The following is a 10,091-nucleotide window of genomic DNA, read 5'->3' as shown; positions in this document are numbered from 1 at the left end:
TCGCCGGCGCCGTGGCCTCCGGCGCCCGGCAACTGCTCGCCCACGTCGAGGTGTCCCTCGCCCGCGCCGACCGCGAGCGCTCCGCCGCGGAGGCCGCCAAGGCCCACCGCGAGCAGGAACTCGCCCGCGCCCGCACCGAGGGGCGCGATCTCAAGGCGGAACTCGACAAGTTGACGGATTCAGTTCACCGGGGCGAGGTACTGGGAGCCGAGAAGCGGTTGCGGATGGAGCAGCTGGAGACCAAGGCGCTGGAGGAACTGGGTGTCGAGCCGGCGGGGCTGGTGTCGGAGTACGGCCCGCACCAGCTGGTGCCGCCCTCGCCCCCCGCCGAGGGCGAAGAGCTGCCGGAGGACCCGGAGCACCCGCGCAACAGGCCCCGCCCCTTCGTACGGGCCGAGCAGGAGAAGCGCCTGAAGACCACCGAGCGTGCGTACCAGCAGCTCGGCAAGGTCAACCCGCTCGCCCTGGAGGAGTTCGCGGCGCTGGAGGAACGCCACCAGTTCCTCAGCGAGCAGCTGGAGGACCTGAAGAAGACCCGCGTGGATCTGCTCCAGGTCGTCAAGGAGGTCGACGAACGGGTCGAACAGGTCTTCACCGAGGCCTACCGGGACACCGCGCGGGAGTTCGAGGGCGTCTTCTCCCGGCTGTTCCCGGGCGGCGAGGGCCGGCTGGTGCTGACCGACCCCGACAACATGCTCACCACGGGCGTGGACGTCGAGGCGCGTCCGCCCGGCAAGAAGGTCAAGCGGCTCTCGCTGCTCTCGGGCGGTGAACGGTCACTGACCGCCGTGGCGATGCTCGTGTCGATCTTCAAGGCGCGGCCCAGCCCGTTCTACGTCATGGACGAGGTCGAGGCCGCGCTCGACGACACCAACCTCCAGCGGCTGATCCGGATCATGCAGGAGCTGCAGGAGGCCTCGCAGCTGATCGTGATCACGCACCAGAAACGCACCATGGAGGTCGCCGACGCGCTGTACGGCGTCTCCATGCAGGGCGACGGCGTGTCCAAGGTCATCAGCCAGCGTCTGCGTTAAAGCAACGCAACCTCTTCAAGTCATGAACACACTGCGCTCTGTCACGTCTCCGAACTCACTTCAGACCGCTTATTGATTTCAAGAATTGAAGACATATTCTCTGCCATGTTGTTTTTATCTTCAGGTACCGTCCGCTGGACCTCGAAGGGCTGACCCCCATCCGGCGATGCTGCCGGTGGCCCGAGGAGTACACGTGACCAGCACATCGCAGGCACAGAAGTCAGGAGCCGGGACGGCTCAACCCGAACATCTCGGGCACGTCGTCTTCATCGCGGCGGCGGCCGCCATGGGCGGTTTCCTCTTCGGCTACGACAGCTCCGTGATCAACGGCGCCGTCGAGGCCGTCCGCGACCGCTACGATGTCGGCTCCGCCGCGCTCGCCCAGGTGATCGCCGTCGCCCTGATCGGTTGTGCCGTCGGCGCCGCGACCGCCGGCCGGATAGCCGACCGCATCGGCCGCATCCGGTGCATGCGGATCGCCGCCGTCCTGTTCACCGTCAGCGCCGTCGGCTCCGCGCTGCCCTTCTCGCTGTACGACCTCGCCTTCTGGCGGGTCGTCGGCGGCTTCGCCATCGGCATGGCCTCCGTCATCGGCCCGGCCTACATCGCGGAGGTCGCCCCGCCCGCCTACCGCGGCCGGCTCGGCTCCTTCCAGCAGGCCGCGATCGTCATCGGCATCGCCGTGTCGCAGCTGGTCAACTGGGGCATCCTGAACGCCGCCGGCGGCGACCAGCGCGGTGAGATCATGGGACTCGAGGCCTGGCAGGTCATGCTCGGCGTGATGGTCGTCCCCGCCGTCGTCTACGGCCTGCTCTCCTTCGCCATCCCCGAGTCCCCGCGCTACCTGATCTCCGCCGGCCGGCAGGAGCACGCCCGGAAGATCCTCGAAGAGGTCGAGGGCAAGGAGATCGACCTGGACGCCCGCGTCGCCGAGATCGAGTCGGCGATGCGCCGCGACGAGAAGTCCAGTTTCAAGGACCTGCTCGGCGGCAGCTTCTTCTTCAAGCCGATCGTCTGGATCGGGATCGGCCTGTCCGTCTTCCAGCAGTTCGTCGGCATCAACGTCGCCTTCTACTACTCGGCGACGCTGTGGCAGTCGGTCGGCGTCGACCCGACGGCCTCGTTCTTCTACTCCTTCACCACGTCGATCATCAACATCGTCGGCACCGTCATCGCGATGATCTTCGTCGACCGCATCGGCCGCAGGCCGCTCGCGATCATCGGCTCCGTCGGCATGGTGATCGGCCTCGCACTGGAGGCCTGGGCCTTCTCCTTCGACCTCGTCGACGGATCGCTGCCCGCCACCCAGGGCTGGGTCGCGCTGATCGCCGCGCACGTCTTCGTCCTCTTCTTCGCCCTGTCCTGGGGCGTGGTCGTCTGGGTCATGCTCGGCGAGATGTTCCCCAACCGGATCCGCGCCGCCGCGCTGGGCGTCGCCGCCGCCGCGCAGTGGATCGCCAACTGGGCCGTCACCGCGAGCTTCCCCTCGCTGGCCGACTGGAACCTGTCCGCCACCTACGTGATCTACACGGTCTTCGCCGCGCTCTCCATCCCCTTCGTCCTGAAGTTCGTGAAGGAGACGAAGGGCAAGGCGCTGGAGGAGATGGGCTGACCGGCAGCCCTCACGACAGGGGAGAGGGATACGAGTCCCCGCTGCCCCTCTCCTCGTACCTTTGCCGTCGCCCGGCCGGGTCGCTTCCCGGGCCGGGCGGTGGTGTCTCCCTGGGGACCAGGCATCCGGCATCGCCGTCGCGGACCCCGCACGCGTCCGATACCGGACGCGTTGTGACCCCGCCCCGAGGGCTTCCCGCCCGGCCCAGGGCAGTGCCGCGGGCCGGCCCGGCCCGACGGGGCCAAGGGCACCGCGCGTACAACGAACGGCCTCGCAGGAGGTCACGCCATACTGGGGCTGTTATGGACATCGTCATCCTTGCTGTAGTCATCGCCGTGGTCGTGCTCGGCGCGCTCGGTGGGCTCATCGTCGGCAGCCGGCGCAAGAAGCCGCTGCCCCCGCCGCCGCCCACCGCGCCCGACATCACCGCCCCTCCGGCCGAGCCGCACGTCGGCGAAGAGGCCGAGACGCCGCGGGAGGAACCGCGGCGCACCATCGAGGAGGTTGATCTTCCGGCGGGCGCCGGTCCTGTCGTCATCGAGGAACCGCCCGCCGCCGAGGCTCCCGAGATCGAGATCCCGGAGCCCACCGCCGGCCGGCTGGTCCGGCTGCGCGCCCGTCTCTCCCGTTCACAGAACGCCCTGGGCCAGGGCCTGCTCACCCTGCTGTCCCGCGAACACCTCGACGAGGACACCTGGGAGGAGATCGAGGACACCCTGCTCACCGCCGACGTCGGTGTGCAGCCCACCCAGGAACTGGTCGACCGGCTGCGCGAGCGCGTGAAGGTGCTCGGCACCCGCACCCCCGTGGAACTGCGCGGACTGCTCCGCGAGGAGCTGATCACACTGGTCGGTCCCACCATGGACCGCACCGTGCACACCGAGAACGCCGCCGGCGGCCCCGGCGTCGTGATGGTCGTCGGCGTCAACGGCACCGGAAAGACCACCACCACCGGCAAGCTCGCCCGCGTGCTGGTCGCCGACGGCAACACCGTCGTCCTCGGCGCCGCCGACACCTTCCGTGCCGCCGCGGCCGACCAGCTCCAGACCTGGGGCGAGCGGGTCGGCGCCCACACCGTGCGCGGTCCGGAGGCCGGTGACCCGGCCTCCGTGGCGTTCGACGCGGTCAAGGAGGGCAAGGAGATGGCCGCCGACGCGGTGCTCATCGACACCGCCGGGCGGCTGCACACCAAGACCGGCCTCATGGACGAGCTCGGCAAGGTCAAGCGCGTCGTGGAGAAGCAGGCTCCGCTGGACGAGGTGCTGCTGGTGCTGGACGCGACCACGGGTCAGAACGGTCTGGTGCAGGCCCGGGTCTTCGCCGAGGTCGTCGACATCACCGGCATCGTGCTCACCAAGCTCGACGGCACGGCCAAGGGCGGCATCGTGATCGCCGTCCAGCGCGAACTGGGGGTACCGGTCAAGCTGATCGGCCTCGGCGAGGGCGCGGACGACCTGGCGCCGTTCGAGCCGGAGGCCTTCGTGGACGCACTCATCGGCGAGTGAGACCCGGCCTCCGTCGGACACGACGGACGGACCGGCAGACGCGAAGAAGCGCCCGCCCCCGAGCAGAGCGGGGGACGGGCGCTTCGCCGTGTCCGGGGCCGGGTCCTCGGCCGTTCGTCGGCACCCGCGCCTTCGGATGCCGGGTCCTGAGCGGCCCCGACCCGTGCCGTGCGGGGGGCGCCCGCGTCGGTGGGGGGCCGGGGTCGGCGCCGCCCGGTGTCCGCGGGGTGCTTCCCCTTCCCTTGGTCCCCGCTCCGCCGGAGCGGGCGGTGCCCCCGCCGTCCACCCGTGCGGAACCGGGGTCCCCTGGAGGGGAGCCACGACTTCCCGCCGGAACGGCGGCGGGCAGGAGGGTGGGCGGCCAGGTGTGTGCGGTGCGGCCGGCGGAGGCGGAGGGCCTGTGCGGTGCGGCCGGCGGAGGGGGGCGGCGGGGGAGCGGCCGGGCGGGTGGCTAGGCTCCCGAGCGGTGTGCCACGTATGCCAGCGTGCCGAGCAGCAGGCGGGCCTCCGGCGGCCGGGACGCCGAGTCCAGGGCGGGGGAGCGGAGCCACTCCACCGGGCCCAGGCCGCCCCGGTCGGACGGCGGCGCCGTGATGTGCGTACCGGGGCCGAGGCCGCGCAGATCCAGGGCGGCCGGATCGTCCCAGCCCATGCGGTAGAGCAGTTCGGGCAGGGCGGCGGCGGCACCGGGGGCGACGAGGAAGTGGGCGCGGCCGTCGGGAGTCGCCGCGACCGGGCCGACCGGCAGGCCCATGCGCTCCAGCCGGGCCAGTGCGTGACATCCGGTGGGCCGGGCCACCTCGATCACGTCGAACGCCCGCCCCACCGGCAGCATCAGCGAGGCTTCCGGGAACTCCGACCAGACGGCCGTCACCTCGTCCAGCGGTGCCCCGGCACGGATCACCGGCGCGTGCCGGAGAGGATGTGCGCCCGGCGCCCGGCAGTCGGCGCGTCCGCAGGAGCAGGCGCCCGCGACGGCCCGGACTCCCGGTACCACGTCCCATCCCCACAGTCCGGTGTACTCCGCCACGACGGTGCCGTCCGACGAGCGGCCCCGGCGACGGGAGCCGGACCGGATGTCGCGGATGCCCCGGCTGATACCGATCGTGAAGCCCATGCCCCCTCCAACGGGTCCGGCCTGCCGATGGTCACGCAACGAACTCGCACCGTGACGATCTGTCTCCGTCTTCCCCGCGTCCGCTCCGGCCATGCGGCGCCTCGAGGTGCCGAGGGTGGCGCGTTCGGCGGTGCGCGCCCCTGCGCGCATCGCTGCACCCACTCTCGGCTGTCCGGTGTCAAGTCAATCGCGGGTCGGCGACGGTGAGTTCATCCGAAGGGGTGGCGAATGGTGGCGATTGCGGTTCCGCCATGGTGGGGCGGGTGATCGTGAGGTTACTTTGTGTGCACGGCTTCTTGGGGCACATGCACTCGTGGGTATGCCGGAGGCAACTCGGCTTTCCGTTCGAAGGGTGGCAACCGCCGGACGGGCGGCCCCGACAACCGGCATTCTGATAAGGCTTGGCGCACTCAGCGACAAGTGGTCTTCAGGGATGGGGGCGTTCCAGTGAGCGGCAACGGCGATGGCGGGACGAGCACAGCGAGTCCGGAGAAACGCCCCAACGGGCTTCTCGCCTCGTGGTTCGTCCGCAGCGGCTGGTCCAAGGGCGAACTGGCCCGCCAGGTCAACCGCCGGGCCCGCCAGTTGGGCGCCCACCACATCTCCACCGACACCTCACGGGTGCGCCGCTGGCTCGACGGGGAGAACCCGCGCGAACCGATCCCCAGGATCCTGTCCGAACTGTTCTCCGAGCGCTTCGGCGTCGTCGTCTCCGTCGAGGACCTGGGCCTGCGCACCACCCGCCCCGCGCCCTCCGCGACCGGCGTCGACCTGCCCTGGACGGGCCCGCAGACCGTGGCCCTGCTCAGCGAGTTCTCGCGCAGCGACCTGATGCTGGCGCGGCGCGGCTTCCTCGGGAGCTCGCTCGCCCTCTCCGCGGGCCCGTCCCTCATCGAGCCCATGCAGCGCTGGCTCGTACCCAATCCGCCCACCCCGCTGCCCCGGACCGAACCGGACCAGGCCTCCTCCGCCGCCCGCGCCCGCGGCCGGCTGTCCAAGCCCGAGCTGGACCTGCTGGAGACCACCACCACGATGTTCCGGCAGTGGGACGCCCGGTGCGGCGGCGGCCTGCGCCGCAAGGCGGTGGTCGGACAGCTCCACGAGGTGACCGACCTGCTCCAGGAACCCCAGCCCGAGGCCACCACCCGGCGGCTGTTCAAGGTCGCCTCCGAACTCGCCGAACTGGCCGGCTGGATGTCGTACGACGTGGGGCTCCAGCCCACCGCGCAGAAGTACTTCGTCCTCGCCCTGCACGCCGCCAAGGAGGCCGGCGACCGGCCGCTCGGCTCATACGTGCTCTCCAGCATGAGCCGCCAGATGATCCACCTCGGCCGGCCCGAGGACGCCCTGGAACTGATCCACCTCGCCCAGTACGGCAGCCGCGACTGCGCGAGCCCGCGCACCCAGTCGATGCTGTATGCGATGGAGGCGCGCGCCTACGCCAACATGGGCCAGCCCGGCCGGTGCAAGCGGGCCGTACGGATGGCCGAGGACACCTTCGCCGAGGCAGGCGAGTGGGACGAGCCCGACGCCGACTGGATCCGCTTCTTCTCCGAGGCCGAGCTCCACGCGGAGAACTCCCACTCCTACCGCGACCTCGCCTACGTCGCCGGCCGCAGCCCCACCTACGCCTCGCTCGCCGAGCCGCTGATGCGGCGGGCCGTGGAACTCTTCGGCCAGGAGGGCGGCGAGCACCAGCGCTCCTATGCCCTCAACCTGATCGGCATGGCCACGGTCCACCTGCTCCAGCGCGAGCCCGAGCAGAGCACGGTTCTCGCCACCGAGGCCATCAAGGCGGCCAAGAAGGTCCGCTCCGAGCGCGTCAACACTCGTATCCGAAAAACGGTCGACGCCGCCGTACGCGACTTCGGGGACCTCGGTGAAGTCGTCGAACTCACGGAGCGGCTCGCGGTCGAGCTGCCCGAGAGCGCCGAAGCGGTCTGACCCGAAGGAACCACCGACCCCGGCCGCGGCCGGCCCTCCCGAACTGCCCGACTCGGCTCCCCCGTGCCAGTCATTCGGAGGCCGGCCGCGGCCGGTTTTCCGTCTCCCCGGCCACGGCTCCCCGCCGTACACCGAAGGTTGCGCCACGATAACGATCGGCGCTCCCCGGATCCGGCGGTTCATCGACCCGTAACACACCGGGTGTCTTCGTCACGGCGGTGAAACAACGAGGGGCTTCCACCGAAACGGTGCTGCGCGAATCTCATGGCGCATAACCGGCCCACCCCTCAATCCGCTCAAGGCTCGCCCGCACGGGGCCGTACCAACGACGAGGAGACGCCGATGGCACCAGCCATCACCCTGGCCGCAGACACGCCCACGCTGTCCGCCGCCAACACAGGGTTCATGCTCATCTGTTCCGCCCTGGTCATGCTGATGACCCCGGGCCTCGCCTTCTTCTACGGAGGCATGGTCCGCGTCAAGAGCACCCTGAACATGCTGATGATGAGCTTCATCAGCCTGGGAATCGTCACGGTTCTGTGGGTGCTGTACGGCTTCTCCATGGCGTTCGGCACCGACTCCGGCAGCCTCATCGGCTGGAACTCCGACTGGGTCGGCCTGAGCAACATCGGACTGACGGAACTGTGGGACGGCTACACCATCCCGGTCTTCGTCTTCCTGGTCTTTCAGCTGATGTTCGCCGTCCTCACCCCCGCGCTGATCAGCGGCGCCCTCGCGGACCGGGTGAAGTTCACCGCGTGGGCGCTGTTCATCGCCCTGTGGGTCACCGTCGTGTACTTCCCCGTCGCCCACTGGGTCTGGGGCTCCGGCGGCTGGGCCTTCGAGCTCGGCGTCATCGACTTCGCCGGCGGTACGGCCGTCCACATCAACGCCGGTGCCGCGGCGCTCGGTGTGATCCTGGTGATCGGCAAGCGCATCGGCTTCAAGAAGGACCCGATGCGTCCGCACAGCCTCCCGCTGGTCATGCTGGGTGCCGCCCTGCTGTGGTTCGGCTGGTTCGGCTTCAACGCCGGTTCCTGGCTCGGCAACGACGACGGCGTCGGCGCGCTGATGTTCGTCAACACCCAGGTCGCCACGGGCGCCGCGGTCCTCGGCTGGCTCGCCTACGAGAAGATCCGCCACGGCGCGTTCACCACGCTGGGCGCCGCCTCCGGCGCCGTCTCCGGTCTGGTCGCCATCACCCCGGCCGGCGGCGCTGTCTCCCCGCTCGGCGCGATCGCGGTCGGCGCCATCGCCGGTGTGCTGTGCGCCATGGCCGTCGGACTGAAGTACCGGTTCGGCTACGACGACTCCCTCGACGTCGTCGGCGTCCACCTCGTCGGCGGCGTCATCGGCTCCCTCCTCATCGGCTTCTTCGCCACCGGCAAGGGACAGTCCGACGTCGCGGGCCTCTTCTACGGCGGCGGCCTGGACCAGTTCTGGAAGCAGTGCGCCGGAGTCTTCGGTGTCCTCGCCTACTCGCTGGTCGTCTCCGCGGTCCTTGCCTTCCTCCTCGACAGGACCATCGGTATGCGAGTCTCCGAGGACGACGAGGTGGCCGGTATCGACCAGGCCGAGCACGCCGAGACCGCATACGACTTCAGCGGCGCCGGCGGCGGCGCGGCCCGCACCGCGGCCACCGCCCCCGCCGCCCCGGCCGAGAGCAAGAAGGTGGACGCATGAAGCTCATCACCGCCGTCGTCAAGCCGCACCGGCTCGACGAGATCAAGGAGGCCCTGCAGGCCTTCGGAGTACACGGTCTGACCGTCACCGAGGCCAGCGGTTACGGCCGCCAGCGCGGTCACACCGAGGTCTACCGCGGTGCCGAGTACACCGTCGACCTGGTGCCCAAGATCCGCATCGAGGTACTGGTCGAGGACGACGACGCCGAACAGCTGATCGACGTCGTGGTGAAGGCCGCCCGCACCGGAAAGATCGGCGACGGCAAGGTCTGGTCGATCCCCGTCGAGACGGCCGTACGGGTACGGACGGGCGAACGCGGCCCGGACGCACTCTGACGGCACACGAACGGAACAGGAGTCGCCGGGTGACGGGTACGGACATGGACAACGGGACAGCGGACTCGGGACCCAGCGGCTACGCGGCGGCCCGGCTGCGCCTCCTCAACGAGGAGGCGCGGTCCGGGCCGCCGCGCCGTGCCGCCCTCGCGGACCTCACCGACACCTGGCTCGGCGGACTGTTCGCGGCGGGTGCCGAGGTTCCGCGCGGGGTGTCCCTGGTCGCCGTCGGCGGCTACGGACGCGCGGAGCTCTCGCCGCGCAGCGACCTCGACCTGCTCCTGCTGCACGACGGCGGCGACCCCAAGGCGGTCGCCGCCCTCGCCGACCGCCTCTGGTACCCCGTCTGGGACCTGGGCCTCGCCCTCGACCACTCCGTGCGCACCCCGGCGGAGGCCCGCAGGACCGCGGGCGAGGACCTCAAGGTCCAGCTCGGACTCCTGGACGCCCGGCACATCGCCGGTGACCTCGGCCTCACCACCGCCTTGCGCACGGCCGTACTCGCCGACTGGCGCAACCAGGCGCCGAAACGGCTCCCCGCCCTGCGCGAGATGTGCGAAGAACGCGCGGCCCGCACGGGCGAGCTGCAGTACCTCCTGGAACCCGACCTCAAGGAGGCCCGCGGCGGACTGCGCGACGTCACCGCCCTGCGCGCGGTGGCCGCCTCCTGGCTCGCGGACGCCCCGCGCGAGGGCCTCGCCGACGCCCGCCGCCGGCTCCTCGACGTACGGGACGCCCTCCACCTGACCACCGGCCGCGCCACCGACCGCCTCGCGCTCCAGGAACAGGACCAGGTCGCGGCCGAACTCGGCATCCTCGACGCGGACGCCCTGCTGCGGCAGGTCTACGAGGCCGCGCGGG

Annotated in this window: 7 protein-coding genes and 1 pseudogene; 7 read left to right on the top strand and 1 reads right to left on the bottom strand. The window is 70.8% G+C overall.

All coding sequences use genetic code 11. The features are described 5' to 3' along the window. The 3 genes from B9S61_RS27030 to ftsY all read left to right on the top strand — a co-directional run. A partial coding sequence (locus B9S61_RS27030; RefSeq protein ID WP_181007551.1) for an AAA family ATPase occupies window positions 1–1,034 on the top strand: 1,034 nt, incomplete at its 5' end. Between the two features lie 193 nt (window positions 1,035–1,227). Continuing rightward, a complete protein-coding gene (locus tag B9S61_RS27025; protein ID WP_103544579.1) occupies window positions 1,228–2,646 on the top strand; it encodes a sugar porter family MFS transporter in 1,419 nt (472 codons plus the stop codon). A gap of 302 nt (window positions 2,647–2,948) precedes the next feature. Further along, a complete protein-coding gene (gene ftsY / locus B9S61_RS27020; RefSeq protein ID WP_103544578.1) occupies window positions 2,949–4,151 on the top strand; it encodes a signal recognition particle-docking protein FtsY in 1,203 nt (400 codons plus the stop codon). A gap of 451 nt (window positions 4,152–4,602) precedes the next feature. On the opposite strand, the gene B9S61_RS27015 is transcribed toward ftsY, so the two are convergent. After that, a complete protein-coding gene (locus tag B9S61_RS27015) occupies window positions 4,603–5,268 on the bottom strand; it encodes a bifunctional DNA primase/polymerase (RefSeq protein WP_103544577.1) in 666 nt (221 codons plus the stop codon). Window positions 5,269–5,715: 447 nt separating this feature from the next. Between B9S61_RS27015 and B9S61_RS27010 the strand changes: the two genes are divergently transcribed. From B9S61_RS27010 to B9S61_RS42675, 4 genes and pseudogenes are all read left to right on the top strand, one after another. Then, window positions 5,716–7,212: a hypothetical protein gene (locus B9S61_RS27010; RefSeq protein WP_103544576.1), complete on the top strand. Its 1,497-nt coding sequence runs from the start codon at window positions 5,716–5,718 to the stop codon at window positions 7,210–7,212. Window positions 7,213–7,554: 342 nt separating this feature from the next. Beyond that, the gene (locus B9S61_RS27005; protein ID WP_103544575.1) at window positions 7,555–8,895 is read left to right on the top strand and encodes an ammonium transporter; all 1,341 of its coding nucleotides are present in this window, start codon (window positions 7,555–7,557) and stop codon (window positions 8,893–8,895) included. After that, on the top strand, window positions 8,892–9,230 hold the full coding sequence (locus B9S61_RS27000; RefSeq protein ID WP_030231663.1) for a P-II family nitrogen regulator: 339 nt from the start codon (window positions 8,892–8,894) through the stop codon (window positions 9,228–9,230). The genes B9S61_RS27005 and B9S61_RS27000 overlap by 4 nt, the downstream gene beginning before the upstream one ends. A gap of 44 nt (window positions 9,231–9,274) precedes the next feature. Continuing rightward, window positions 9,275–10,091 (top strand): annotated as a pseudogene (locus B9S61_RS42675) ([protein-PII] uridylyltransferase); the annotation flags it as partial.

Origin of the sequence: Streptomyces sp. SM1 (assembly GCF_002910825.1) — a bacterium.
In the GTDB taxonomy this organism is placed as follows: Bacteria; Actinomycetota; Actinomycetes; order Streptomycetales; family Streptomycetaceae; genus Streptomyces; species Streptomyces okerensis.
This window is presented reverse-complemented; position numbering and strand designations above follow the sequence as displayed.